Genomic DNA, 25,914 nt, shown 5'->3' with positions numbered 1-25,914 from the left:
GCAATAAATCCATGGGAATCTTGTGGATTCTTCCCAAAATGCCGCGCATCCGTCCCATCCACCCCGCAGGGTCACGAAAAGGGGGCGGAAAGGAGCCTTCCGCCGCCGGCCGGACGATTTTGCATGGTAAAGAAGGAAATTCTTTCTTTTCGATGTGACCGCGGCCGTTTTCAAGAGGAAATCCGATTTGTAGGTTATCTACATTATAGTGGATAATTCCCAACTTGTAAACTGGAGAAAATGCCTTTTGATCACAGAAAATGTTAATAATATTTATGCAATACGCCTAATATTACAAAAAACGTAATTTTTTTCGGGCAAACTGCATTGTGATTTTTTCAGCATATCGGGGATTTTTTAATAAGGTGCGTAAACAAACGCGGCCTTCAAAAATCATAAGTATGACCAAGCCAAATGTGCGATTCCCAAAAAACCTGACGGTCCGCCATGAAATGTTGTGAAGTTTTTATAAATCGATATGATCGAAAATGCCTAAATTCTCTTGCGAAATCTATTCATTACAGAAAATTTGGAAAAAATCGATTGATATGATTTGCCCATCTCAGTATAATAAGGTTAGTGGTAGTGACATTATGCCTAAAAAGGAGTGCTTATCGTGAAACAATTTAATTATTTAGCACCAAAATCCTTGCCCGAAGCACTTGCATTCCTGGCGGAGCACGGGGACTCCGCCGTGGTTTTTAACGGCGGCACCGACGTCGTCGTGCGGCTTCGCGACAACCTGATCGCCCCTGAGTACGTGATCGACATCAAGAAGATCCCCGGCCTGGACACGATCACGTTCGACGAAAAGACCGGCCTCACCATCGGCGCCTGCGTCACGATGAACGAGATCGGCGCCAACGAGTACGTCCAGAAGTACTATCCCTACCTCGGCAAGGCGGCGCTGTCGGTCGGCTCCAAGCAGGTGCGCAACCGCGCGACCTGCATCGGCAACATCGTCAACGCCTCCCCGCTGGCCGATACCGGCACCCCGCTGCTCGCCAACGACGCGGTGATCCTGGCCGAGGGCCCGGAGGGCAAGCGGGAGATTCCCATCCGTGAATTCTTCATCTTCGTGCGCAAGACCGCGCTGAAAAAGGATGAGATCGTCACCGCCATCCGGGTGCCCTACCATGCGGGCTCGGAGGGCGTGTACACCAAGATCTCCCGCCGCCGCGAGGTCGACCTCTCCACCGTCTGCGCTACCGTGGTGCGGGACGGGGACGACTGGCGCATCGCGTTCGGCTCCGTCGCGCCCACCCCTCTGCGGCTCGTCAAGACCGAGGAGCTGCTCCGCGGCAAAAAGCTGGACGGCGCGTTGATCGAGCAGGCGGCCGAGCTGGCCAAGACCGAGGTCGCGCCGATCGACGACGTGCGCGCCTCCAAGGAATACCGCGTCACCATCGTGGGGCTGATCGTCAAGAGAAGCCTCGAAGCCCTGGCGAAATAAGGAGGGGATACATATGAAATACCAGGTCAATTTCTTCGTCAACGAGGAGCCGGTCGAGCTCTACGTCGACGCCAATAAAACGATGCTCACCGTGCTGCGCGAGGAGCTCGACCTCACGGGCGCCAAGGAAGGCTGCGGCGCCGGCGAGTGCGGCGCGTGCACCGTCATCATGGACGGCAAGCCGGTCAACGCCTGCCTCGTGCTGGCGCCCGAGCTGGACGGCAAGCACATCACCACCGTCGAGGGGCTGGCCGACCGCAAGGGCAACCTCTCCCCGCTGCAGGAAGCGTTCATCAAGCATGCCGCGCTCCAGTGCGGCTTCTGCACGCCGGGCTTCCTGATGACCGCCACGGCGCTCCTGAAGGAGAATCCGCACCCGACCCGCGACGAGATCAAGGCGGGCATCAGCGGCAACCTCTGCCGCTGCACCGGCTACAAACGGATCATCGAGGCCATCGAGGACGTTGCGGCACATACGGAAGGAGGCGAGCGCAAATGAGGACAGTCGGAACAACGATCGACAGGGTTGACGGCGTCAAGAAGGTCACCGGCCAGGCGAAATACGTGGACGACATCAGGATGTCCCGGATGCTCTACGCCCAGGTGAAGCGCAGCCCCTACGCGCACGCGAAAATCCTGAGCATCGACACGTCGGAGGCGGAGAAGCTGCCGGGCGTGAAGAGCGTCATCACGGGCGACTATTATAAGAAACGCGGCGGCCTCTACCTCGAGGACAAAAACTTCCTCGCGGTGGGCACCGCGAAATACCGCGGCGAAGCCGTCGCGGCGGTGGCGGCGGAGACGCTGGACATCGCGAAGGCGGCGGTCGAGCTGATCAAGGTGGAGTACGAGGAGCTGCCGGCGGTCACCAACCCGGTCGAGGGCATGAAGCCGGACGCGCCGCTCATCCATCCCGACCTGGGCACCTATAAGGTCGCCCCGATCTTCCACCCGGTGCCGGGTACCAACATCTCCCACCACTACAAACTCCGCAAGGGCGACGTCGACAAGGGCTTTGCCGAGGCGGATTACGTCGCGGAGCACACCTTCTATATCCCGCACGTCCAGCACGTGCCCATCGAGCCGCATGTGGCCGTCGCGCAGTACGAGGCGGACGGAAAGCTCACCGTGTGGGCGAGTTGCCAGTCCCCCTTCGCGGTGCGCCAGGCGCTGGCGACCTCCTTCGACATCCCGCTCAACAAGGTGCGGGTCATCTCCCCGTACGTCGGCGGCGGCTTCGGCTCCAAGGCGGGCACCACCCTCGAAGGCATCGTCATCCCGCTCTCGATGCTCAACTGCGGGCGCCCGGTCAAGATGACCTACACCCGTGAGGAGGAGTTCGAGGACGCGTATGTCCGCCAGGGCGTCTATGCGACCCTCAAGACCGGCGTGCGCAAGTCGGACGGCAAGATCCTCGCCCAGAAGATCGAGTATGTCTGGGACGGCGGCGCTTACACCGAGTACGGCGTCAACATCGTCAAGGCGGCTGGCATCGCCTGCCCCGGCCCCTACGACATCGACAACATCTGGTGCGACAGCTACTGCGTCTACACCAACCATCCGGTCGGCGGCCCGTACAGGGGCTTCGGCATGTGTGAGATCCACTTCGCCATCGAGCAGAACCTCGATATGATCGCGCACGAGATCGGCATGTCGGAGGTCGACATCCGCCGGGTCAACGGACTGCGGGCGGGCGGCGCCACCGCGACCGGCCAGATCCTCGAGGACTGCGGCTATCAGGACTGCCTCGAGACGGTTGTCAAGGAACTCGAGTACGACAAGCCCTGCGAGCAGGTCGCGCCCAACCTCATTCGTGCCAAGGGCATCGCGGGCGGCTGGAAATCGCCGTCTCAGCCCACCGACGTGGCCTCGGCCGCGATCATCCGCATGAACGAGGACGGCACCTTTATGCTCATGACGAGCGGCCAGGACATCGGCCAGGGCTCCGACACGGTGCTCACCCAGATCGCCGCCGAGGTGCTCGACATCGACCCGAGCAAGATCACCATCCGCACCGGCGACACCGACCACACCCCTTACGAGTGGCAGACGGTCGCGAGCCGCACCACCTACTGCGCGGGCAACGCGGTCAAACTGGCCGCCGAGGACGCGAAGAACGAGATCCTCGAGCTGGCGCAGATCAAGTTCGGATGCAGCAAGCGCGACCTCGAGCTCAAGGACGGCTATGTGGTGCATAAGATCCACAAGGACAAAAAGGTCCCGCTGAGCACCTTCGCGCTCGGGCTCACCCTGCCCGACGCGTCGGGCATCCACGGCCCGCTGATCGGCAAGGGCTCCTTCGTGGTCCCGAACAACGTGGGCTACGACCAGGAGACCGGCCAGAGCCCCAAGCCGGTGGCCTTCTGGACGGTCGGCGTCAACGGCGCCGAGGTCGAGGTCAACACCGACACGGGCGAGATCCGCGTGCTCAAGATGATCTCCTGCTTCGACCCCGGAAAGGTCATCAACCCGGCGCTCTACGACGCGCAGGTGGAGGGCGCGATGGTGCAGGCCCTGGGCACGGCGCTCTTTGAGGAGCTGATGCTCAAGGACGGGCGGATCCTCAACCGCAACTTCGTCGACTACAAGATCCCGACCGCGGACGACATGCCCGAACTGACGGTGCGCGTCGCGGAGCACGAGGAGCCGACGGGCCCGTACGGAGCGCGCGGCATCGGCGAGCCGGTCATGGTACCGGGCGCGCCGGCGATCGCCAACGCGGTGGCCAACGCGATCGGGTGCCGGTTCTTCCGGATGCCGATCAGGGCCGACGACGTGCTCAAGGCGCTCAAGGAGAAGAAAGCCCAGTAGGCTTAAAGAAAATAAGGACCGGGCGGCCGCAGCCATGCGGCCCGGCCGCCCGGAGGTGTGTTTTTGGACAGCATGACGGTATAAAGGGCCCCGGCCCTGAAATACATAGAGAAATGGAGACAAGGCTAATACTATGTTGAGGAGGTAAGTCAATGGCCAATACCAATCGAGGAATCTATAATGCCCCGCAGGAACTCGGCTGGCCGAAAACGGTTGTTTTGGGTCTGCAGCACGTCTTTGCGATGTTTGGCGCAACGGTTATCGTCCCGATCATCACAGGATTGAATGTACAGGTAACGCTCTTCTGCGCCGGTATCGGCACGCTGCTTTTCCACTTTATCACCAAGCGGAAAGCGCCTGTGTTCCTGGGCTCTTCCTTCGCGTTCCTCGGCGGTTTCGCGGCTGTCAAGGCACTGCCGCTGACCAATTCCGCCGGCGTTGCGCTGACGGAGGCTGAAAAGCTCCCGTACGCCTGCGGCGGTATCGTCTGCGCCGGTCTGGTCTATGTTATTCTGGCGGCGCTGATCCGCGCGTGCGGCATCAAGCGGATCATGCACTTCTTCCCGCCGGTCGTTACCGGCCCGATCATCATCCTCATCGGCCTGATCCTCGCTCCGAACGCGATCAACGACGCGAGCGGCAACTGGCTGCTGGCAGTCGTCGCGATCATCGTGATCCTTGTGGCAAACGTCTTTGGCCGCGGCATGGTCAAAATCATCCCGATCCTGCTTGGTATCATCGCTTCCTATCTTGTGGCGCTGGTCACCGGGCATGTTGACTTCTCCGCCTTGGCGGCGGCGAACTTTGTCGGTATCGCGCCGTTCACCCTTGCGAAGTTTGACGTAAGCGCCATTCTGATCATGGTCCCGATCTCGCTGGCCTCCATGATGGAGCATGTCGGCGACATCGCGGCGGTCAGCGCGACCTGCGAGCGCAACTTCCTAGCGAACCCCGGCCTGCACCGCACCCTCATCGGCGACGGTCTTGCCACGAGCCTTGCCGGCCTCATCGGCGGCCCGGCGAATACCACCTACAGTGAGAACACCGGCGTTCTGGCGCTGACCAAGGTCTACGACCCGATCGTCATGGAAATCGCCGCCGTTGTGGCGATCCTGCTCTCCTTCATCCCGAAGTTCGGTGAGTTCGTCCATACCATCCCGACTGCGACGATCGGCGGCGTTTCCTTCATCCTCTACGGCATGATCTCCGCCATCGGCGTACGCAACCTGGTTGAGAACCAGGTCGACCTGACCGAGTCCCGCAACGTTCTGATTGCGGCGATCATCCTCGTCAGCGGCCTCGGCTTCAACAACATCGGCGGCATCTCCTTCCAGATCGGCGGGGCGGGCTTCACGCTCAGCGGCCTTGCGATCGCGGCAATCCTCGGTATCCTGCTGAATGCGATTCTTCCCGGAAACGACTATATCTTTAACGAGGAAGAATACGAGACCGTGGCTACCAAGGATCTGAATGCGGACCTCTAAAAACCATCAGAAGTCTGTGAGATTTTGCTCCATTTCTCTGCAAACTTACAGAAATCGGGGTTGGGCGGCTCTTTCCGGCGACGGAAAGGGCCGCCCTTCCTTTTGCTGGAAGGCGGCGCGGGCGCCCCACCGGGATTTCACACAGATTTTACATTGCGGCACGGTCCGCTCCCCGGCAAACTGCCAAAATGTAAAAATTGGCTTGCAATTTTTATGCACAAGGTGCAGAATGATTGCAGATTATGAGAAGGTGCGGTTTGCTGATGTTTACGAGAAGAGATTTGGTGCGGCTGATCATCCCGCTGATCATCGAGCAGGTGCTCGCGGCGACGGTCGGCATCGCGGATACCTTCATGGTGTCGAGCGTGGGGGAGGCGGCGGTCTCGGGCGTCTCGCTGGTCGATTCGATCAACCTGCTGCTGCTCAACGTCTTCGCGGCGCTCTCGACGGGCGGGTCGATCGTGGCGTCCCAGTATCTCGGGCGGGAGGACCAGCCCAGCGCGAACGCGGCGGCCAAGCAGCTTTTGACCGTGACGACGCTCGTCTCCTTCGGGCTGGTCGCCGTCTGCATGCCGGGCAGCAAATTCATCCTGCACGCCCTCTTCGGCAGCGCGGACGCCGCGGTCATGGGGAACGCCGAGGTGTATTTCCTGCTTTCGGCGCTCTCCTATCCCTTCATGGCGGTCTATAACGCCTGCGCCGCGCTCTTCCGCGCGCAGGGAAACTCAAAGATCTCGATGATGGCGGCGCTCGTCATGAACATCGTCAACATCTCCTTCAACGCGCTCTTCATTTACGGGCTGCGGCTGGGCGCGGCGGGCGCGGCGCTCGGCTCGCTGATCGCGCGCGGGGTGTCGGCGGCGTTCCTGCTGGCGGTGCTCTGCCACCACAATAACCGCATCTACCTCGACGAACTCAAAAAGCTCGAGTGGCGCCCGGCAATGATCAAAAGCATCCTGCGCATCGGGGTGCCCAACGGGCTGGAGAACAGCATGTTCCACATCGGCAAGCTGATGGTGGCGGGGCTGATTACGACCTTCGGAACGGTGGCGATCGCGGCGAACGCGGTGGGCAACAGCGTCATGACGATGTCCCAGATGCCGGGTGCGGCGGTCAGCCTGGCGATGGTGACGGTCGTGGGGCAGTGCGTGGGCGCGGGGGAGTTCCCACAGGCCAAAAAATACATGCTGGGGCTGGTCGGCGCGGCGCACGGGATGAACCTGCTGCTCAACCTGATCCTGATTTTTGCGCTGCACCCGATCATCGGGCTGTTCGGGCTTTCGGCGGCGACGGCGGAGGCGGCCTGGCAGATCTGCCTCGTTTGCGCGCTCGGCAACATCCTCTTCTGGCCGATGTCCTTCGCCCTGCCGAACGGCCTGCGCGCCGCCAACGACGTGAAGTACACGATGATCACGTCGGTCGTATCGATGTGGGTGTTCCGGGTGATCTTCAGCTATATCCTCGGCCGCTATCTCGGGATGGGGCTGCTCGGGGTGTGGGTCGCGATGATCATCGACTGGGTCTTCCGCGCGGCCATGTTTATGGCCCGCCTGTTGCGCGGCAGATGGATGAACCACCAGCTGATCTGAACACGTAAAAAGCGTGCGGCGAAAGCCGCACGCTTTTTTTGCTGGTTTACCGGCTCATGCGGGGATAGCCCCTGCCGCCCATGCCGGGGCCGGGGAATCCGCCGCCCGGGGCGCCCGAACCGCCGGGGACGGGATTGGTCATGGTGCCGGGGACCGCCTGCGGGGGCAGGTAGCGCTGTCCGGCCGCGCCGGGCAGGTCCTGCCGCGGCCTGAGACGGGTGTCGACAAAGGTGACGAACTTGAGGGAGTAGAGGTCGCAGACGGTATACTGCTCCTCGCTCGGCTGGTAAAGGGTGATGTAGTTGATGCCGCCAGAATAGAGGTAGCCCTCCTTGCGTTCCAGGCCGTTGGTGCCGATCAGGAATTCGCAGATCACATAGGCGCCGAGGTTCGCCTGCAGGATGGAGGAAAAGGAGCCGAGAAAAACCTCCTCGTTATTCTGCGGGTTCTCCTCCGCCTGCTGGCTTTCGAATGGCCCGAAGTTCAGGTTGTTGTCGCCGTTTGCCATATGATACCCCTCTTTCTATGTTTCGTAATAAGCGTCGGTGGGATTGTAAAAACAGTGGTCGCCGATCCGCGTGACCAGATAGCCGATGCTGCTGGGGAAATTCTGCCGGCAGCTGGCGGAGAAGGGGTTGAAAAACCAGAGCGCCTGCCCCAGGTCCATCAGGCGGTTGCCGGCGATCGCCCAATCGGCAATGTCGTAGTGGATCTGTTCGGGCCGCATGTTGTAGACGTTCTGGGCGTTGTAGGAGCCCCGTTCGGTCTCGGACATGCAGACGAACTGCCCCGTCTGGTAGAGGATTTTGCGGATGCTGCCCTGCCCGATGCGCTTGTATTCCCCGCCCGGCGCGTTCACGCGGTTCATCACGACGCTGGCCACCGCCTTCATCCCGGTGTCCCCCTCTCCGCCCGCCTCGCACTGGATCAGCCGGGCAAACAGTTCCCGGTCCGTCAGCGGCATGGAAAGCCCTCCTTCCGTTTTCACATTTCACTGCGGGCGAAAAGCCCGCCCGGTATCATGGATATGACGGGCTTGCCTGTCCCTATGCGCGATTTTACACGCGGCGCGGGTCGCAGCCCGCCAGGTGCAGGAGGAGGAGATAACACCCGGTGGAAACCAGGGCAAGCAGGAGTGCGAACCCGATGGGGGAGCCGGGCAGCGGCAGCCCCGCGCGGGAGAGGATGCGCGCGGCGAGCACCGAGATGGCGGCGCAGAGCAGGGGCTTCACGACCCGCTCGGTGATGTCGACCTCGAACTTTGCGACACGAATGAGTCTCCCGAGGCTGAGGGAGAAGTTGAAGACCTCGCTCAAAACGATGACGAGGATATAGCCCTTGATGCCGAGGACGGGCAGCAGCAGGTAGACGAGCACCATGCTGATGGCGGCGTCGGCGACGTTGTAGCGCATGACCGAGAGCTGTTCGTCCATCCCCTTGAGCATACAGTCGACGGCGGTGTCGAGGTACATGACGGGGATGACGGGTGCGAGCAGGCGGATGTAGACGCCCACGTCGGGGTTCTGCGACACCGCCGCGCCGATTTCATGGGAGAAGGCGAAGAGCACGCCGCACACCCCGATCGAGCAGCACAGGTTAAGGGCGAACATCCGCTGGATGAGGTGGGAGATGCTCTGCCCGCGGCTGTGGCGCTGGGCGATCTCGGGGACGATGAGGCTGGAAAAGGAGTTGAGGAAGGCGGCGGGGAAGAGGATGACCGGCAGGGCGATGCCGTGCACCGCGCCGAAGACGGCGAAGGAGGCGCCCGCCGCGAGCCCGCCCGCCTGAAGCCGGACGGGGACGAGCAGGTTTTTGACGGTGGCGAGCCCCGAGCGCAGGTAGGAGCTCATCGCCATGGGCAGCGCGATGCCGAACAGCCGTCCGGTCAGGCGGTTTTTGGGCGCGCCCTTCCGGCGGAAGCCCCGGCTGTCCCCGAGGTAGAGGACCAGAGAACTCACGAAGGAGAGCCCCTCGGCGATCACGCCCGAGCCGGTGATGGCGAGGCAGGCGTATTCAAGGCCGGGCGGCATCAGGAAGGTGAGGCCGACGATCGAGAGGCTGATCTTCAAAAACTGCTCGAAGATCTGCGAGGCGGCGGATTTGGCCACCCGTCCGACGGCGGTAAAGTAACCGTTCAGCGCGCAGGACATCGCGATGAAGGGCATCGAGAGCGCCATGGTCTTGAGGGGGCGGACGGTCTGGACGCTGCCGAGGCAGGTCTCCCCGATGAAGGGCGCGGCGAAAAAGAGGAAGAGGGACGCCGCGCCGCCGAAGAGCAGCGCGTAGCCGAAGCAGCGGCGCATCGCGCCCTTGACGTTGCCGTTGGGGCTGGCGGCCTCCTCCGCGACGAGCCGCGTCGACGCGAGGTTGATGCCCGACGCCGCGAAGGTGACGGTGAAGGAATAGACCGACATGATGAGCTGGAAGACGCCCATCCCCTCCGCGCCGATCTTACCGGAGATATAGAGGTTGAACCAGACGCCCACGGCGTTCATGAGCAGCGAGGTCGCGGTCATGATCATGGCGTTGAGGAAAAAACGCTGTATTTTTTTCATAGTTTCACCACGGACTTGTTTGATAATAAGGTATATGAAAAAACCGCGGCAAAAAGCCCAACCCAACCTTTCCCTTTTTAGAACGCCCTTTTTTTGCACAAACTAGCGGTATCAACTGCGAGAAAAGGAGCGTTCCCATGAAAACTACCATGCGATGGACCGCCCTGCTGCTTGCGGCCGCGCTGCTCGTCTCCTGCGCGGGCTGCAAAAAATCCGGCGGCCAGGGCACGACCCAGGACGGCGAATACGACCAGTCGGGGAACTACCGCCCGGCGCTTCCGAACGTCTCCGCAGAGCTGGCGGACGCGGTCAGGCAGAATTCCGACGTGGTCGGCTGGCTCACCCTGCCCAACACCACGATCAACGAGGCGGTCGTGCAGACGACCAACAATGACTATTACCTGCGGCGGGACGTCAAAAAGAACTATGCCTACGAGGGCTGCTACTATATGGACTACGAGAGCGTGATGTTCGACAACGGCGCGGACCTGGCGCAGAACACGATCATTTATGGTCACAACCTTGGCAGTCCGATGGGGGTGAAGGACGACCCCGAGGGCGCCAAATTCGCGCAGCTTTTGAAGCTCGAGGACATCGAGCTCGCTAAAAAGACCCCCTATGTCTACCTGACCACCGAGGGCGCGGCCCACGTCTTTGAAATCTTCGCGGTCTTTTACTGCGAGGCGGAGACCTCGCCCGTGCCCTACCACATGGCCGAGTATTCCGACGAGCGTTTCAATGCCCTCATCGGCGACGTGAAGGCGCGGTCGGAATATGCCTACGACGTCGAGGTGACGCCGGAGGACCGGATCCTCTCCCTTTCGACCTGCAGCTACAAATACGGCACCTATACCCAGAACCCCGACCAGCGCTTCGTCGTGATGGGACGGCTTGTACGGGAGGGGGAGGGCTACCACGAGACGGCGAATCTCGTCAAGAATGAAAATCCCAAGCTCCCCGCCTTTGTGAAGTAGCGGGCGCGTAAAAAAGCCGCCTCCCGGAAGGCCCGGGAGGCGGCTTTTTGGTTTCGTTATCACGCGGATTCGGCCTGCGGCGTCAGGCGGCGCAGGATGGAATAGAGCAGCCGCGCGGTGCGCGGCATGAAAAACTGGACGATCGGCCCGGTGAGCAGGGCGGTAATCACGGTGCCCACCCCGATGACGCCGCCGAGCAGGAGCCCGCTGACGACGAAGGTGAGGTCGACCGCGACGCGCATCCAGCGGAACTGGAGGTGCAGCTTGTCGCTCAGGAGGATCGCCAGCGAGTCGTTCGCGCCGACGCCGACGCTCGCGTTGATGGAGGCGGAAAGCCCAAGCGCGATGAGCGCGCAGCTCGCCAGCACGATGACGACGCGCACCGGGAAGGGCAGGCCCTCGTGGATGACGCCGCGGAGCAGGCGGCTTGCGGCGTCGATCATCGGCCCGGTGATAAAGAGGGCGGCGAAGGTGCCCGCGCGGATATATTTGCGGTCGATGAAGAAATAGAGGACCAGCAGGGTGAAGTTGATGGCGATGTGGGCGGCGCCGTTGGAGATGTGGGCGGTGCGCGCCACCCCCTGCATGAGCATGCTGAACGGGTCGGTCCCGATGCCGGACAGGACGAACGCCGAGCAGCCGAGCGCGCAAACGGCGGTGCCGAGGCAGAAGTAGAGGACCCGCAGGATGAATTCGCGCGCCGGATAGGCTGGTTTCATGGTCGGACACTCCTTGTCGGGCGTAATGGGTCAGCTGTTGAGGAAGCCCTTGCCGATGATCTCCGACGTGTTGGAGATCAGGATGAAGGCGTTCGGCTCGGTGGCGCGGACGAACTGGCGCAGCGCCATGGCCTGGGGACGCTTGAGCGCGGTGAAGACGATCGCCTTTTTGCCGTGGGTGAAGGCGCCCTGCGCCTCGCAGACGGTCGCGCTGCGCTTGAGCACATGCACGATGAAATCGCAGATGGGCTCGGGGTTGTCGCAGATGATGTTGAAGTATTTGCAGAGGTTGATCGACTCGATGACGTTGTCGATGACGAGGGATTTGACCATGAGGCCGACGAAGGAGAAGAGGCCGGTCTTGATGTCGAAGACGAAGCAGGCGGAGAGCGCCACGATCAGGTCGGTAAAGAAAAGAGCGGCGCCGATGTCGGTGCTCGTGTGCTTTTTTAAGATCATGGCGACGATGTCGGTGCCGCCGCTCGACGCGCCGATGTTGAAGAGGATGGCCGACCCGAAGGCGGGCAGCGCGATCGCGTAGCAGAGCTCGAGCAGCGGCTGGTCGGTGAGCGGGGCGGACATGGGGCAGAACCGCTGGAGCAGCGACAGCCCGACCGACAGGAGCACGCTCGAGTAGGCGGTCATGAGGCCGAACCCCCTGCCGAGGAAGCAGAAGCCGACGGCAAGCAGCGCCATGCTGATGACGAAGTTGATCGACGCGGCGGAAAAGGGCATGACGCGCGCGAGCACGACCGCGATGCCGGTCACGCCGCCGAAGGAGAAGTTATTGGGGAATTTAAAGAAATAGGTGCCCGCCACAATAATCAGGGTGCTGACGGTGATCAGCAGGAACTTCTTGATTTTTGGTGCCATAACCTTCCTCCCGCCGCGGCCGGACGCCGCGCCGTATTTTGTTCCCGGCGCCGGCGGGGCGCCGTTTCGTCTTTTTGGACTCCCCGCCGCCCGCCCGCAAAAGGGCCGCGCGCCTTCGGCGCGCAAAAATACCCGCGGCGCGGGCATTTTTCTTTTGCGGGCGAAGCTCAGAGCAGGAACCGTTCGATCGCCCGGGCGACGCAGTCGTCGTCGTTGGAGGGGCCGACCCAGTCCGCGACCGCCTTGATGTCGTCGTCGGCGTTGGCGGGGGCGGCGGCCAGCCCGGCGAAGGTGAGCATCTCCAGGTCGTTGCGGCTGTCCCCGACGGCCATGACCTCGTCGGGCGCGACGCCCAGGTATTCGCAGAGGAAGCGCAGGCCGTCCCCCTTGTCTGTGCCGGCGGCGTTGATTTCGATGTTCTGCGCGACCGACGAGGTGAGGGCGACCCCCTCCACCCCGCGCATCGCTTCCCAAACCGCCCGCTGGTGTTCGGGCGGCAGGTAGGGGACGTTGAATTTCTCGACCGGCGCGGCGGGATGCAGCAGGTATTCCCGCTGGTCCTCGACGGTGCGGCGGCCGCGCAGGAGGTTTTTCATCCGGCTCTCGGAAAAGCCGGAGGCTTCGATATAGGGGATGCGGCCCCGTTCGACGTAGTCGAAGCCGCCGCTGTAGATTTCGATAAAGACGGGAAAGGGCGCGAGCGTGTCGAAGACGCGCAGCGCCGTGTCCATGGGGATGGGGTTGGCGTAGAGGGGGGCCTCCCTGCGCAGGTCGAAGACGGAGGCGCCGTTGCAGGTGACGGCGTAATGGAGCCCCGGCGTCTGCTCGATGGCCTCGGGCAGGCGGTGGCGCATCCGGCCGGTGGCGGTCACAACGAACACGCCGCGCGCGTTGGCGGCCTCGATGGCCGCGCGGTTTGCGGGGGAGACGGTCACATGGTCGCTTTTGAGCGTCGTGCCGTCCATATCCAGGGCGAGGAGTTTGATCTTCATGCGGTTCTTCCCTTCCAATTCTATTCCAGCTATCATTATACACGCATGGGAAGCCGGACACAACCGGAAATTGACGGGGCGGCGCAAGGCTGGTACAATGAATAAAACAGCTTGACCGGGAGGGACATGGATTTGTACAGTTGTCCGGTATGCGGCGGGAGACTCGCGTGGGGGGAGCACGCCTGCCGGTGCCCGGAGGGGCACTCCTTCGACATCGCCGCGCAGGGCTATGTCAACCTTCTGCTCGCCAACCAAAAGAGCAGCCCCAACCCGGGGGACAACGCGGAGATGGTCGCGGGGCGCACCCGGTTCCTCGACAGCGGCAGCTACGCCCCGCTCTCCGACGCGCTGAACGGGACGGTTCTCGCTCTCTGCGGGGACGCGCCCCGCATCCTCGACGCGGGCTGCGGAGAGGGCTATTACGCCGCCCGCCTCTTTGAAGCGCTGGAAGGGGCGGGGAGGGCTCCCGCCCTCTTCGGCGTCGACCTGTCGAAGCCCGCCGTCCGGCACGCGGCCCGCCGCTGCCGCGGGGGCCGCTTCGCGGTCGCAAGCCTCTTCGCGCTGCCGCTCGCGGACGGGAGCGCCGACCTCGTCTACAACGTCTTTTCCCCCCTCTGCCCGCGGGAATTTTCCCGCGTGCTCGCCCCGGGCGGGCATTTCGTCGCCGCCTATCCGGCGGCCCGGCACCTGTGGGGGCTCAAAAGCGTCCTCTACGACGCGCCCTATGAAAACGCGGACAAGTCCTTCGAGCTGGAGGGGTTCCATATCACGGACCGCCGCCGCGTGCGCTATTCCTTTACGCTGGAGGGGAGCGCCCTCATCGAGAGCCTCTTTTCGATGACTCCCTATTACTATAAGACCCCGGCGGAGGGGGCGGCCCGGCTCGCGGCGCTGGAAACCCTCACGACCGAGGCGGATTTCTGGGTGGTCGCCTACGGGAAGGGGGAGGCGTGATGGAAAACGCCGTCTGGGTCGCGCGCACCGGCGCGCGGGACCTCTCGGCGGCGGCCCGCGCGCTGCTTGCGCGCGCGCTTGGCCTGCCCGAGCCCCCGCGCGTCGAAAAGGACGCGCGGGGAAAGCCCTTTCTGCCGGATTTCCCGGGAATTCAAATCAGCATCTCCCACACGCGCGGCGCGGTGGCGGTCGCACTCTCGGAACGCCCCGCCGGCGTGGACGTGGAACCGGCCTCCCGCACGCTGCACGACTGGTTCCCCGCGCGGTTCTTTACCGGCGCCGAGCGTTCCCTCGCGGACTGCCCGGAGGAGGTGATCGCGGTGTGGACCCGCAAGGAGGCGCTTCTCAAACGGGATGGGCGGGGGATCACCCTGCCGCTGCGGGAGGTCGAAACGGCCGGCCGGGACGACCTCGTGACCCGGCGCGTCGGGGACTATGTGGTCTCCTTCTGCGGCGAGCCCGCCGCCTTTTCCCTCATCGAAACCACGCTCTGACAGGAAACGGTCCGCCATTGGCGGACCGTTTTTGTAATCCTGCACGATTCTGGTTGAAGAAAGTGGAAAAATATTGTATAATCGAGAGTAACAACCCTCCGCTCATGTGCCCGCGGAAAAACCTCTCCGCACCGGGCACAATAGGAGGAAGCTCGGAATGAAAAGCGAGGAATGAACGATGCTGGAAAATCTGGATTTGGATGTTCGGATGGAAAAAGAGGAGTGGGACGCGGTGTCCGACGGCCTGAAACAGAAGCTCGGCGTGCTTCAGCAGCGCATCCGCGCGCTGAAGATCCCGATGGTGCTTGTCTTTGAAGGGTGGGGCGCCTCCGGCAAGGGGGACAAAATCTCCCGCCTGATTACCAACCTCGACCCGCGCGGTTTTTCGGTGCACAGCATCCTCGCGCCGACGGCGGACGAGCGGCGGTTCCCATGGATGCGGCCCTTCTGGCAGGCGCTGCCCACCTACGGGGACACGGCGATCTTCGACCGGAGCTGGTACCGCGCGGTTTCGGTGGCGCGGGATGAGGAACGCCTCACCCGCCGCGATCTCAACCACCGGTTCGACGAGATCGTGGACTTTGAGCAGCAGATTACCGACGACGGGTACGTGCTGGTGAAATTCTTCTTCCACATCTCCAAGAAGGAGCAGAAGAAGCGGCTCAAATTGCTGGACGATCAGAAATCGACCCGCTGGCGCGTGACAAAGGCCGATTGGGACCACAACCGCCGGTATGGCGAATATCTGGAAATTTTCGATGAGATGATCTCCCGCACCGACCGGCACAACGCCCCCTGGACGGTGGTGGCGTCGACCGACCGCCGCTATGCGACCTGGAAGGTCTTTACCACTGTGATCGGCGCGATGGAGCAGGCGATCGAGCGCAAGGAGAACGGCTATGAAAAGCCGTTCACCGGCATCCGCGTGTCGGACGACATCAAGACGCTGCCCGCGCCGCGCCTGCGGGAGATCGACCTGAGCGTCACCATCGCGGAGGACGACTACCGCAAAGAGCTCAAGGACTGCCAGAAGCGCCTCTCCGAGCTGCACAACGAGCTCTACCGCCGCCGCATCCCGATGATCCTCGCCTACGAGGGCTGGGACGCGGCGGGCAAGGGCGGCAACATCAAGCGGGTGGCGGCGGCGCTCGACGCGCGCGGCTACGAGGTCATCCCGATCGCCGCGCCGACCGCCCTGGAAAAAAACCATCCGCACCTCTGGCGGTTCTGGAACGCGCTGCCCAAGGACGGGCATGTGGCGATCTTCGACCGCACCTGGTACGGCCGCGTCATGGTCGAGCACATCGAGGGGTTCTGCACCGACGAGGAGTGGGGCCGCGCCTACGACGAGATTAACCGCTTTGAGCGGGGGCTTGCCGAATGGGGCGCGATCATCCTCAAGTTCTGGCTGCACATCGACAAGGACGAACAGCTCGCCCGCTTTACCGACCGCCAGAACACCCCTGAAAAGCAGTACAAGATCACCGATGAGGACTGGCGCAACCGCGACAAATGGGACGACTACGAGAAGGCGGTCGACGAGATGCTCTTGCGCACCAACACCGCCTATGCTCCGTGGATTGTCGTCGAGTCGAACGACAAGCGCTACGCCCGCATTCGGACGCTCAAGGCGATCATTGCGGCGATTGAAGCCAGGCTTTGATTTGCCGCGCTGCACCCGGAGGATATGCCGGTAGTCGACCGGCAGCGAGTGACTTTCTTTACGTCAAAGAAAGTCACCAAAGAAGGACGCCAAAGGACCCTCCGCCGGGTCCTTTGGAATCCCCGGGAGTACCTTGCCAGTACCCGCAGGTTACAGCCGCTCCCCACGGGTACACCAGCTGTGGGCACAATTCGGGTTGCGGACGCTCCCAACATCCGGGAACGGAAGGTACAAATAAAAAGGGCGCGCAGCGATCGCTGCGCGCCCTTTTTGCAAAGGCGGCCGTTATAGAAGGGAGTAACTGCCGATGAGTTACCAAGGGAAACGGTAACGAGGCAAATTCGGCCCACCAAAGCAACTTGTTGTGACATAAGTTTAGCATAAACAATAAACTTATGTCAATAGTAATATTGTGACATAAACATTATAATCTGGTTAAAGGGTGTGATGTTTATGGGTTCGGAAGATTTAAAATATCGAAAAAGGCTGTCCACTTCGGTTGATAGTGGGCTATATAAGGCAATATACAATTATAGCGTCGATACAAAGATACCGTTATCACGCCTGATGGATGATGCGATTGAGGCGTTCCTCAAGGCCCACGAAATTTCTTATGAGATAGCCGCACCTTACAAAAAAGAAAAAATCAAATAAAATGCGGACCGCTTCGCGGTCCGCATTTTTTGATGATTGATTTATCGGAACTGGCCTTCTTCGCTTCCTTTCTTGGGCGAACAAGAAAGGAGCTCGCCGCCGGTCGACTATCGGCAGGCCCTGCGCCCGCTGGGCGGAAGACCTAAGAGAAGAGGCCCGCCGGGGCGCAAAGCTAACGGGGGAAAGCATACTCCTCGTCGAGCAGGAACCGCACCCGGCCGGGCGGGGGATCGGCATAGGGGTTATACTCCATCCCGTTCAGCGAGCCGGCGTCCACAAGGTCGAGCCATCCGAACCGGGGCACGGAGACCTCCTCGAAATAGAGCCTGCGCACCCCGTAGCGGTCCTCGCCGGGGTCGTACCGGCCGGAAATCGGCCTGCGGTCGTACCGGACGAGGTAGGGCGCCGTCTCTCCGCCCCCGGGGACGCTGACCGTACAGACGACGGTGCGCGCGTCGGGATAGAAGGTCGCGTTATAGAGGATGGGGCCCGCGTCCTGTTCGGCGGGCAGGGGAGAGGCGACCAGCTCGTCGAGGTCAAGGCTGTGGTTGGGGCTTTGTGCGCGCAGGGAGGCCATCAGGGGCGTGTCGGGGCGCGTGTCGATGTACTGCTGTTTCTCAGCCTGTGTGCGGGCGGCCAGCAGGACCGCCGCGGCCAGCAGGAAGAGAAGAAGCGGGAGCGCGCGGCGCTTTTTCGGTTTACTCATGCTTGATCGCCTCGAGGGCGGAAATCTTCATCGCGCGGTTGGCGGGCAGGATGCCGGAGATCAGGCCGATGAGGGTGGCGAAGAGGATCGCCGCCACGACGAGCCACGGCGGGATGAGGGAGACCTGCGCGGCGGCCTGCTCGCCGCCGCCCCCGTAGTAGCCCATATAGCGCATCGACATGCCGCTGTTGTCCCCGCCGAAGGAGAAGTTGAAGTAGTTCATCAAAAAGGAGATGAAATAGCTGAGGATGACGCCGATGATGCCGCCGACAAAGCCGATGACCCCGGCTTCCATCAGGAAGACGGAGCGGATGTTCTTGACCTTGCAGCCGAGCACCTTCATGACGCCGATTTCGCGGGTCCGCTCATAGATCGACATGATCATCGTATTGGTGATGCCGATAGCCGCGACGAGCAGGGAGATGCCGCCCAGTCCGCCCAGGAACATCTGCTGCTGGCGGGCCTGCTCCTGCATCGGCTTGCGCACGTCCTCGGCCGAGTTCGTCTCGAAGCCCATCGCCTTGATGGCCTCCTGAACCGGCTCGACATCCTCCATCGTGGCGACCTTGACGGTGACGTTGCTGTAGCCCTTGTTGTTGCGGGTGCTGGTCTTGATCTTGTTGACGCGGTTGTATTCCGCCTCGAGCCACTTGATGTCCTCGATGTCCATGATGATGCCCTGCGAGGTCTCCCAACCCTTGTCGTAGTCCTGCTTGACCCGCCCGACCGGCTTGATCTCGCGGGAGAACTGGGTGCTGTCGGGATCGTCCTCGTCCTGCTTGTTGCTGCGCAGGATGAGCTCGTCGTTCATGATGTCGACGAACGGCTTCTGCTTGAGCTCGCCGTTCTCGTCCGTCTCGGGCCAGCGGTAGTTGTCAAACTTTTTCTTGCTGTCCTGGAAGCTGTAGCCGGTGTATTCGCCGACCACCACATAGATCGGCTTTTTCTTTTCGGTCTGCGGCCCCGTGGGATATTCCCCCTCGAGCAGCGTGTAGCCCATTTTGGGCATGGCTTTGGCGTACATGCCGGTGATATCCCACAGCTCCATCTGGTAGCGGTCGTCCTTGCCCGTGTAGATGCGCGCCTGGAGGCCGGGGGAATAGATGGGGGTCGCGACCTCGACGCCGGGGAGGTTCTGCATCTGCTCGACCGCCTTGTCGTCCATGACGGCGGCGTCGCCCTCGCCCATCCCGCTGTAGCGGTAGTTGTAGACGCTGATGGTGGTGAGGCGACTGCCCATCTGCGCGAGGGTGTTTTCGAGCTGGAGGTTCATGCCGAGGCCGAGGGAGATCATGACGACGATCGCGCAGGTGCCGACCACCACGCCGACCACGGTGAGGATGGAACGCATCTTTCGGCGGAAGAGATTTCCAAAGCACATGGAAATCATATCAGATATCTTCATCGTCGTCCTCCAGGAAGGCCTCGTCCTCCTTACGGCGCGCGAGCATGAGCCTGATCAGGAAGGCCGCGAAGATCATGAGCACCACGCCGCCGACCATCCAGCCCCAGACGGGAATCGTCTGGTACCAGGGCGTCTCCTCGGGGACCTCGTCCATCGGGTTCATCGCGTCCATGCCGTCGTCGGAGGGCATCGAGAAGGAGATCGCGGTCGTCGTGAAGGGCTCGCGGATCTCGGTGACGTGCATGTTCGCGTCCTCGTAGGTGATGATGATCTCGCCCTTGACCTCGCCGCCCTCCAGGGCGCCGAGCTGGAAATCGGCGGAATCCTCCTTGCCGGCCTCGATGTTGCCGATGAACTGGCGCTGGCCGGGCTGGGCGATGTTGCCGGCGATTTCGGCGGAGACGTTGTAGATGGGGGATTTCCCCTTGTTGACAAAGGAGACCTCGATGCTCGTGTCGTCCCCGACATAGAGTTCGGAGGGGACCTCGACGGGGTTGAGGGTGAAGCGGTCGAGCTGGGTGACGGGGATGCTGATCTCCTGCTCGGAGGTCAGCTGCTTGCGCGCCTCGTCGATGACCGCCTCATAGGCAAAGTCGAGCTTGATCGCGTGGGAGATCGGTTCCGCGCCCGGCTTGACCGACAGCGCGATCGTGCGCTCGATCGACGACTCGCGCGACATCTTTTCAAGGTAGATGGTGTTGGAGGAGCCCTTGAGGGTGAACGCCTCGGGCACCGTGATCTTGATGACAATGTTGTCGATCGGGAGCTTTTTGCTCGTGTTGGTAAAACGCAGCTTGAGGGAGAAGTCGCTGGCCGCGGCCACGCTCGCGCCGCCGTAGTCGAACTCCGACACGATCAGCGTCGGAGTGGGCGGCGCGATATCCGGGCGGCTGGAGGAGTCGTCGTCATCGTCGTCGTTCTTGTTGTGTTCCCGCTCGCTCGAGGGGGATTTCACCTTGAGCTCGTTGAGTTCCTTGCTGAAATCGGTCATGCCGATGCCCCACGCGGGCGGGTAGGAGACGGAGAGGCGCAGGGTCTTGCTCTCGCCAGTGTATGTAATATCCGGATAGGTAATGGTATAGTAGACGCCCTTCTCGTTCGAGCTGGAACCCACAAAGAAATCAGGGTGGTCGCCCGGCAGATTGTTGATGCGAAAGACGTCCGTGTTGATCGAAAAGGCGAAGAAGTCATAGGGGTCCTTTCCAGCGACCAACGCGTCATACTGATCGTGGGTGAAACGGGTGTCGACCACGGTAATGACCATCTTGGCATGGTCACCGTTGGTGAGCTGGGTCAGGCGCTTGCCGTCCCTGAGAAACTGCACGCCCTGGATGTTGTAAGCATCCGATGTGGGGTCGGTCTTGTCGTCGCTGTTGCTTCCATCGCCGTCACGGGGCGTCACGTTCAGCACCGCGTCGGGTTCCTCCTTCGGCGCCTGGGATTCCACCTGCGTGGTGGTGCCGGCGGTATCGCCCTCCTCTGCGTAGACGGTCGTGCCCCGGAAGAGCGTGGCAAAGGAGATGCCCGCCGCCGAAAAGAGGAAAATCACGGCGAGCACGAGGGAGATCACGCGGCTGGAAAGATGGTTCATATCGGCAGTTCTCCTTTTTCTTCTTCAGCGGCCGCCGGGGCGGGCGGCGGAGCACAGGGCGCGTCCCCGTCGTCTGGAAGGATCAGCGGCTCGTCGTCGGGCGGCAGGGGGAGTTCCTCCTCCTCGGCCGGGATGGGCCCTTCCGGGAGCTTTGGCTCCTCGGGAAGCACCGATTCGGGCGGCAGGGAATCCGCGTCGGCGGTCCCGTCGTAGATCGGCGTATGGGTGACGTCCGAGGTGATCGCGCCGTCGATCAGGGTGATGACCCGGTCGGCGTAGTCGGCGATCTCGGGGTCGTGGGTAACGATGATGAGCGTCTGCTGGTACCGGCGAGCGAACCGGACCATCATGCGCATGACGTCGATGGTCGTCCGGGTGTCGAGGTTGCCGGTCGGCTCGTCCGCGAAAACCACCTTCGGCCGCGAGACGAACGCGCGCGCGATGCCCACGCGCTGCTGCTGGCCGCCCGACATCTGGGTGGGCCTGTGGTGGGCGCGCTTTTTGAGTCCCACCGCGGCGAGCATCGCCATCGACGCCTTGTTGCGCTTCGATTTGGAGACTCCCTTGAAGATCATCGGCAGGGAGACGTTTTCGAGCGCGGTCATGGTTGGCAGGAGGTTATAGGACTGGAAGACAAAGCCCAAAAACCGCTGCCGGAAGATCGCGAGCTGGTTTTCCGACAGGCGGGAAATGTTGGTCTTCCCAATATATACCGAGCCGCGGGTGGGCTTTTCAAGCCCCGCGAGCTGGTTGAGCAGGGTGGATTTACCGGAACCGGAGGTCCCGACGATGCAGACGACCTGCCCCTTTAAAATTTCCAGGTTGATGTCCGCGAGGGCGACGACTTTTTCATCGCCGATGCGGTAGACCTTGCGCAGATGGCGCACACTGATCATGGGTTTCGGGCCGTTTTTGGCCCGCGCGGCGGTTTCCAAAGTGCCACCCCCTTCCGGCATACCGATCAATAGGTGCGGCTTTTTCCGCGATTTACTGCAACAAATTCACACTGCCGTCAACGCGGCCTCACCGGGGCAACACAATCGGCGCGGGAGAATCCGGTTGTACCCGCCCAAAAACTGTGATACAATATCCGGAGAGCCGGCGAATGCAACGGAAAATACAGGATGAGTATAGCATAGATTGTCCGAAATGCAAAGGGGTGGGCGGATGCCGCGGAAGAACGACCTGGTGACGCTCGACGTCACCGATATGACCCATGAAGGCAGCGGCGTCGGGCATTTGGACGGCATGGCGGTTTTCGTGCCCGCCTCGGCGGTGGGGGACCGGCTGCTGGTGCGGCTGGTCAAGGTCAACAAGACCCACTGCTTCGGGAAGATCGAGCAGGTTTTGACCCCCTCGCCCGACCGCGTCCCCCCCGACTGCCCGGTGAGCCGCCGGTGCGGCGGCTGCGTCTTCCGGCACGTCTCCTACGAGGCGGAGCTGCGCTACAAGCAGGCCTTCGTCCAGCAGAACCTGCGCCGCATCGGCGGGATCGAACTGCAAGTGGAGCCGATCCTGCCGTCGCCCCGGACGGAGGGCTACCGCAACAAGGCGCAGTATCCCGTCCGGATGCAGAAGGGGAAGCTCGCGGCGGGCTTTTTCGCGCCGCGCACCCATGAGGTGATCGACTGCCACGACTGCCGCCTCCAGCCGTCCGGCTTCGCGCGGATTCTGGAGACGGTGCTCGGCTACCTGCGGGACTGCCGCGTCCCCGTCTATGACGAGGCCGCGGGCGGCGGGCTGCTGCGCCACGTCTACCTGCGCGCCGGGCAGCGTTCGGGCGAGACGATGGTCTGCCTCGTCGTCAACGGCGACCGCCTCCCGCACGAGCGGGAGCTGGTCGAGCGCCTGCGCGCCTGCGACCCGCGGATCGTATCGATCGTCCTCAACGTCAACGACCGCCCGACCAACGTCATCCTCGGGCGGGAGACCCGCGTCCTCTATGGGAAGGGGCAGATCAGCGACGTGCTCTGCGGGGTGGAGTTCGACCTCTCCCCCCAGTCCTTCTACCAGGTGAACAGCCCCGGCGCCGAACGGCTTTACGGCGTGGCCGCCGATTTCGCCGCGCTCACCGGGGAGGAGACGGTGATCGACCTCTACTGCGGCGCGGGCACGATCGGGCTCTCGCTGGCGGGCCGCTGCAAAGAGGTGATCGGCGTCGAGGTCGTGCCGCAGGCGGTGGAAAACGCGGTCGCCAACGCGCGCCGCGCGGGCATTTCCAACGCGCGCTTCTTCTGCGCCGACGCGGCGGAAGCCGCCGCGCGCCTTTCGCGGGAGGGGATCCGCCCCGGTGTGGTCATCCTCGACCCGCCGCGCAAGGGCTGCGAGGAGGCGGTGCTCGAATCGGTCGCGCGGATGGCTCCCGGGCGGGTCGTCATGGTCTCCTGCAACAGCGCCACGATGGCCCGCGACTGCGCCGTGTTCGCCCGCCTCGGGTATGAGACGGTCCGCTGCCGGCCGGTCGACATGTTCCCGCGCACCGCGCACGTGGAGGCGGTGGTGCTGCTGGTAAAAGCGGAGACCTGACCCGTGTTTCATGGAAGAAGCCATCAGATGAAACGGAGGCACCGGTATCGGCGTGGATGAATTGGAACAGTACAGGCAGCGGCTGCGGATCATCCTGGAGGCTGAGAAGATCTGCGTTTTCGAGCTGGACGGCGTCGTCTGCTCGTGCAGCGCCGGCGCCGCGTTTTATCCCCGGACACGCCCGATTTTGACGCGCTGTTCAAAAAGGCGGATATGGCGCTCTACGAGGCGAAAACCTCAAGGGAAAGGGTCGTCTTTTACCACGGGGGACCCGGGGACGGCGCCCCCGGACACACAGATTAAATGGCCGACGCGCGCCGGAGCGGCGGCGTTGGAGATCGGACGGTGAACGCGGTGAAATCGTCGCCCAGCGTCCTGGAACGCCTCTACGGGGGCATCGAGGACAATCGAATACTCACGTCGGTCCGCCGGGGAATGGTGCTCGCCATTCCGGAAATCCTGGTGGGCTCCTTTGCGCTGCTGCTTCTGAGCCTCCCGGTTGGCGGCTGGCAGACGCTGCTCGACGGGCTGTGGAGCGGGTCTCTCCGGCTGCTGCTGACGGTGGTGCGCGACGCGACGCTCGGCGTCATCTCGCTGATCATGCTGCTGACGATCAGCTACAGCTACGAGGAGGAGACGCCCGCCGGACACCGGGGGACCCTCCCCTTCGTCAGCCTTTGCGCCTACCTCGCGTTCACCTACGGGCCGGAGGGCTTTGCCTTCGCGGCCTTTGAAAGCTCGCGGCTGTTCGGCGCGATCGTGGTGACGATCGCCAGCTGCGCGCTTTTCACCCTGCTGTCCGAGCGGTTCTCCATCCGGATGCGCTCCTACACCGACGGCTTGGACTCCGCCTTCCAGCGGTCGATCTCCGCGATCGTGCCCGCCTGCCTGGTGATCGGCCTCTTCGCCCTGCTGGGCGTCCTGCTCACCCGCGCGCTGGGGGGCGCCGATTACTCGGTGGCGTTTTCCGGCTGGTTCGAGGGGCTCTTCCTGCGGATGGGGCGGGGGCTGGGCAGCGGGCTGCTCTTCATCCTGCTGATGCATCTGATGTGGTTCTTCGGCATCCACGGGAGCAACGTGCTCGACGGGGTCGCGCACGAGGTCTTCCGCGCGGGCATGGACGTGAACCTTGCCCGGCTTGCAGCCGGGCAGGCCCCCACCGAGATCGCCACCAAGACCTTTTTCGACACCTTCGTGCTCTTCGGCGGCTGCGGGACGCTGCTCTGCCTGGTCGTCGCCATCTTCCTGTGCGACAGGCGCAAAAACGTCCGCGGGCTCTCCAAGATGGCGCTTGTGCCGGTGCTCTTCAACATCAACGAGCTGATAATGTTCGGCGTTCCCATCGTGCTCAACCCCATCTACCTGGTGCCCTTCCTCTGCACGCCGCTCGTGCTGACGGTCATCAGCTATCTGGCGACGCTGGCGGGGCTGGTGCCTGTCGCGATCCACACGGTCGAATGGACGACCCCGATCTTTTTGAGCGGCTACGCCGCGACCGGGTCGGTCGCGGGGAGCCTGCTCCAGCTGGTGAACCTCGCGGTCGGCGTGGGCATCTACCTGCCCTTTGTGCGCCTCGCGCAGGCCCGCCAGCTGCGGTCGCTGGAAAAGCAGATGGAGCGGCTGGCCGGGGAGGTCCGGGCCTGCGAGGCGGCGGGCGAACGCCCGGCGCTGCTGGCGCGCGGCGGCCAGCTCGGCTCGATGGCGAAGCTGCTGGCGGAGGATCTGCGCTACGCGCTGCGCAGCGGGGGCGTGCGGCTCCACTACCAGCCCCAGACCGACGCGCGGGGGCGCGTGTGGGGCGCGGAGGCGCTGCTGCGCTGGGAGCATGGGCCGGGCGGGTTCGTCTACCCGCCGCTCGCGGTCGCGCTGGCGGCGGAGGGCGGCTTCGCGGACGAGCTGGCCGCGTTCGTCGTGGGCACGGCCTGCCGCGACCTGGCGGCGCTCAGCGAATGGAGCTGCCGGGAGCTGGAGATCTCCTGCAACCTGACCGCCGGGCAGCTGACCGCGCCCGGCGCGCCGGAGCTCGTGAAAAAGGCGATCGAACGCTACCACATCCCGCCGGGGAGGCTCGGCGTGGAGCTGACCGAACAGGACGCGCTGTCCGGCGCGCCGCAGATGACCGAACGGCTCGCGGCGCTGCGGGAGACGGGCGCGCGGATCATCATGGACGATTTCGGCATGGGGCACAATTCGATGCTCTACCTGCAGGACAGCCAGTTCGACATGGTCAAGCTCGACGGCTCGCTCGTGCGGGAAATGACGGACAATCCCCGCACCGGGGAGATCATTTCCACAATCGTGCGGCTGTCCGAATCGCTCGGCTTCCGCGTGGTGGCGGAGTATGTGGAGACGCCCGCGCAGCTTGAGGCGCTCGGCGCGCTCGGGTGCAGATATTACCAGGGGTACCTCTTCAGCCCCGCGATCCCGCTTTCCGAGCTGAAGAAGTACATCCGGGAGCACTGAACGCGGCG

The 25,914-nt window shown here is 62.9% G+C and carries 22 protein-coding genes; 12 read left to right on the top strand and 10 right to left on the bottom strand.

Annotation, left to right across the window (positions count from 1 at the left end; genetic code table 11):
• The first annotated feature begins 607 nt into the window (after positions 1 to 607).
• The 5 genes from RCI06_RS05275 to RCI06_RS05255 all read left to right on the top strand — a co-directional run bounded on the left by RCI06_RS05275 (position 608) and on the right by RCI06_RS05255 (position 7,337).
• Positions 608 to 1,453 carry a xanthine dehydrogenase family protein subunit M gene (locus RCI06_RS05275; RefSeq protein ID WP_306574794.1) on the top strand — a complete coding sequence of 282 codons (846 nt, stop codon included), beginning with the start codon at positions 608 to 610 and terminating at the stop codon, positions 1,451 to 1,453.
• A gap of 13 nt (positions 1,454 to 1,466) precedes the next feature.
• Positions 1,467 to 1,952: a (2Fe-2S)-binding protein gene (locus RCI06_RS05270; protein ID WP_101549961.1), complete on the top strand. Its 486-nt coding sequence runs from the start codon at positions 1,467 to 1,469 to the stop codon at positions 1,950 to 1,952.
• A complete protein-coding gene (locus RCI06_RS05265) occupies positions 1,949 to 4,264 on the top strand; it encodes a xanthine dehydrogenase family protein molybdopterin-binding subunit (protein ID WP_101549964.1) in 2,316 nt (771 codons plus the stop codon). The genes RCI06_RS05270 and RCI06_RS05265 overlap by 4 nt, the downstream gene beginning before the upstream one ends.
• A gap of 152 nt (positions 4,265 to 4,416) precedes the next feature.
• Positions 4,417 to 5,748 carry a uracil-xanthine permease family protein gene (locus tag RCI06_RS05260; RefSeq protein ID WP_101549966.1) on the top strand — a complete coding sequence of 444 codons (1,332 nt, stop codon included), beginning with the start codon at positions 4,417 to 4,419 and terminating at the stop codon, positions 5,746 to 5,748.
• A gap of 263 nt (positions 5,749 to 6,011) precedes the next feature.
• Positions 6,012 to 7,337 (top strand): MATE family efflux transporter, encoded by a 1,326-nt coding sequence (locus RCI06_RS05255; protein WP_306574790.1) that lies wholly within the window; start codon positions 6,012 to 6,014, stop codon positions 7,335 to 7,337.
• Between the two features lie 46 nt (positions 7,338 to 7,383).
• Here the strand turns inward: RCI06_RS05255 and RCI06_RS05250 are convergent, their stop codons facing one another.
• From RCI06_RS05250 to RCI06_RS05240, 3 genes are all read right to left on the bottom strand, one after another.
• On the bottom strand, positions 7,384 to 7,845 hold the full coding sequence (locus RCI06_RS05250) for a hypothetical protein (RefSeq protein WP_306574787.1): 462 nt from the start codon (positions 7,843 to 7,845) through the stop codon (positions 7,384 to 7,386).
• Between the two features lie 15 nt (positions 7,846 to 7,860).
• On the bottom strand, positions 7,861 to 8,301 hold the full coding sequence (locus RCI06_RS05245) for a cell wall hydrolase (protein WP_101549970.1): 441 nt from the start codon (positions 8,299 to 8,301) through the stop codon (positions 7,861 to 7,863).
• Positions 8,302 to 8,395: 94 nt separating this feature from the next.
• Entirely contained in the window at positions 8,396 to 9,892 is a 1,497-nt protein-coding gene (locus RCI06_RS05240) for a polysaccharide biosynthesis C-terminal domain-containing protein (RefSeq protein WP_276870164.1), read from the bottom strand.
• A 137-nt stretch (positions 9,893 to 10,029) separates the two neighbouring features.
• On the opposite strand from RCI06_RS05240, the gene RCI06_RS05235 reads away from it, so the two are divergent.
• Complete coding sequence (locus RCI06_RS05235; protein ID WP_277138547.1) at positions 10,030 to 10,866, top strand: class B sortase; 837 nt, start codon at positions 10,030 to 10,032, stop codon at positions 10,864 to 10,866.
• Positions 10,867 to 10,925: 59 nt separating this feature from the next.
• Here RCI06_RS05235 and RCI06_RS05230 read toward each other — a convergent pair whose 3' ends face one another.
• The 3 genes from RCI06_RS05230 to RCI06_RS05220 all read right to left on the bottom strand — a co-directional run bounded on the left by RCI06_RS05230 (position 10,926) and on the right by RCI06_RS05220 (position 13,450).
• Entirely contained in the window at positions 10,926 to 11,585 is a 660-nt protein-coding gene (locus tag RCI06_RS05230; protein ID WP_101549976.1) for a YitT family protein, read from the bottom strand.
• A 30-nt stretch (positions 11,586 to 11,615) separates the two neighbouring features.
• Positions 11,616 to 12,458, bottom strand: coding sequence for a YitT family protein (locus RCI06_RS05225; protein ID WP_121586768.1), 843 nt, complete (start codon positions 12,456 to 12,458; stop codon positions 11,616 to 11,618).
• 167 nt (positions 12,459 to 12,625) lie between these two features.
• Positions 12,626 to 13,450, bottom strand: a complete 825-nt coding sequence (locus RCI06_RS05220) for a Cof-type HAD-IIB family hydrolase (protein ID WP_306574783.1) — start codon at positions 13,448 to 13,450, stop codon at positions 12,626 to 12,628.
• A gap of 126 nt (positions 13,451 to 13,576) precedes the next feature.
• Here RCI06_RS05220 and RCI06_RS05215 point away from each other — a divergent pair, with 126 nt between their 5' ends.
• From RCI06_RS05215 to RCI06_RS05200, 4 genes are all read left to right on the top strand, one after another.
• On the top strand, positions 13,577 to 14,404 hold the full coding sequence (locus tag RCI06_RS05215) for a putative RNA methyltransferase (RefSeq protein ID WP_101549983.1): 828 nt from the start codon (positions 13,577 to 13,579) through the stop codon (positions 14,402 to 14,404).
• On the top strand, positions 14,404 to 14,898 hold the full coding sequence (locus tag RCI06_RS05210; protein ID WP_101549985.1) for a 4'-phosphopantetheinyl transferase superfamily protein: 495 nt from the start codon (positions 14,404 to 14,406) through the stop codon (positions 14,896 to 14,898). Before RCI06_RS05215 ends, RCI06_RS05210 begins: the two co-directional genes overlap by 1 nt.
• A 178-nt stretch (positions 14,899 to 15,076) precedes the next feature.
• Complete coding sequence (gene pap, locus RCI06_RS05205; RefSeq protein ID WP_121586772.1) at positions 15,077 to 16,561, top strand: polyphosphate:AMP phosphotransferase; 1,485 nt, start codon at positions 15,077 to 15,079, stop codon at positions 16,559 to 16,561.
• 453 nt (positions 16,562 to 17,014) lie between these two features.
• Complete coding sequence (locus RCI06_RS05200) at positions 17,015 to 17,215, top strand: ribbon-helix-helix domain-containing protein (RefSeq protein WP_306574780.1); 201 nt, start codon at positions 17,015 to 17,017, stop codon at positions 17,213 to 17,215.
• A 172-nt stretch (positions 17,216 to 17,387) separates the two neighbouring features.
• On the opposite strand, the gene RCI06_RS05195 is transcribed toward RCI06_RS05200, so the two are convergent.
• Genes RCI06_RS05195 through RCI06_RS05180 form a run of 4 tightly spaced genes read right to left on the bottom strand, consistent with a single transcriptional unit; the run spans position 17,388 to position 21,852 of the window.
• Positions 17,388 to 17,921: a hypothetical protein gene (locus RCI06_RS05195; protein WP_306574777.1), complete on the bottom strand. Its 534-nt coding sequence runs from the start codon at positions 17,919 to 17,921 to the stop codon at positions 17,388 to 17,390.
• Positions 17,914 to 19,326 (bottom strand): ABC transporter permease, encoded by a 1,413-nt coding sequence (locus RCI06_RS05190; protein WP_121586774.1) that lies wholly within the window; start codon positions 19,324 to 19,326, stop codon positions 17,914 to 17,916. Before RCI06_RS05190 ends, RCI06_RS05195 begins: the two co-directional genes overlap by 8 nt.
• Complete coding sequence (locus RCI06_RS05185) at positions 19,313 to 20,917, bottom strand: hypothetical protein (protein ID WP_306574774.1); 1,605 nt, start codon at positions 20,915 to 20,917, stop codon at positions 19,313 to 19,315. Before RCI06_RS05185 ends, RCI06_RS05190 begins: the two co-directional genes overlap by 14 nt.
• Entirely contained in the window at positions 20,914 to 21,852 is a 939-nt protein-coding gene (locus tag RCI06_RS05180) for an ABC transporter ATP-binding protein (protein WP_353960864.1), read from the bottom strand. The genes RCI06_RS05185 and RCI06_RS05180 overlap by 4 nt, the downstream gene beginning before the upstream one ends.
• Before the next feature lie 232 nt (positions 21,853 to 22,084).
• On the opposite strand from RCI06_RS05180, the gene rlmD reads away from it, so the two are divergent.
• Both rlmD and RCI06_RS05170 read left to right on the top strand, forming a co-directional pair.
• The gene (gene rlmD / locus RCI06_RS05175) at positions 22,085 to 23,443 is read left to right on the top strand and encodes a 23S rRNA (uracil(1939)-C(5))-methyltransferase RlmD (RefSeq protein ID WP_306574772.1); all 1,359 of its coding nucleotides are present in this window, start codon (positions 22,085 to 22,087) and stop codon (positions 23,441 to 23,443) included.
• Positions 23,444 to 23,788: 345 nt separating this feature from the next.
• Complete coding sequence (locus RCI06_RS05170; protein WP_306574770.1) at positions 23,789 to 25,906, top strand: PTS sugar transporter subunit IIC/EAL domain-containing protein; 2,118 nt, start codon at positions 23,789 to 23,791, stop codon at positions 25,904 to 25,906.
• The last annotated feature ends 8 nt before the right edge of the window (positions 25,907 to 25,914 follow it).

The organism is Anaerotruncus massiliensis (ex Togo et al. 2026), assembly GCF_030825285.1.
GTDB lineage: Bacteria > Bacillota > Clostridia > Oscillospirales > Ruminococcaceae > Anaerotruncus > Anaerotruncus massiliensis.
The sequence above is the reverse complement of the archived record's forward strand: the minus strand, read 5'-3'. Positions and strand labels throughout refer to the sequence as shown.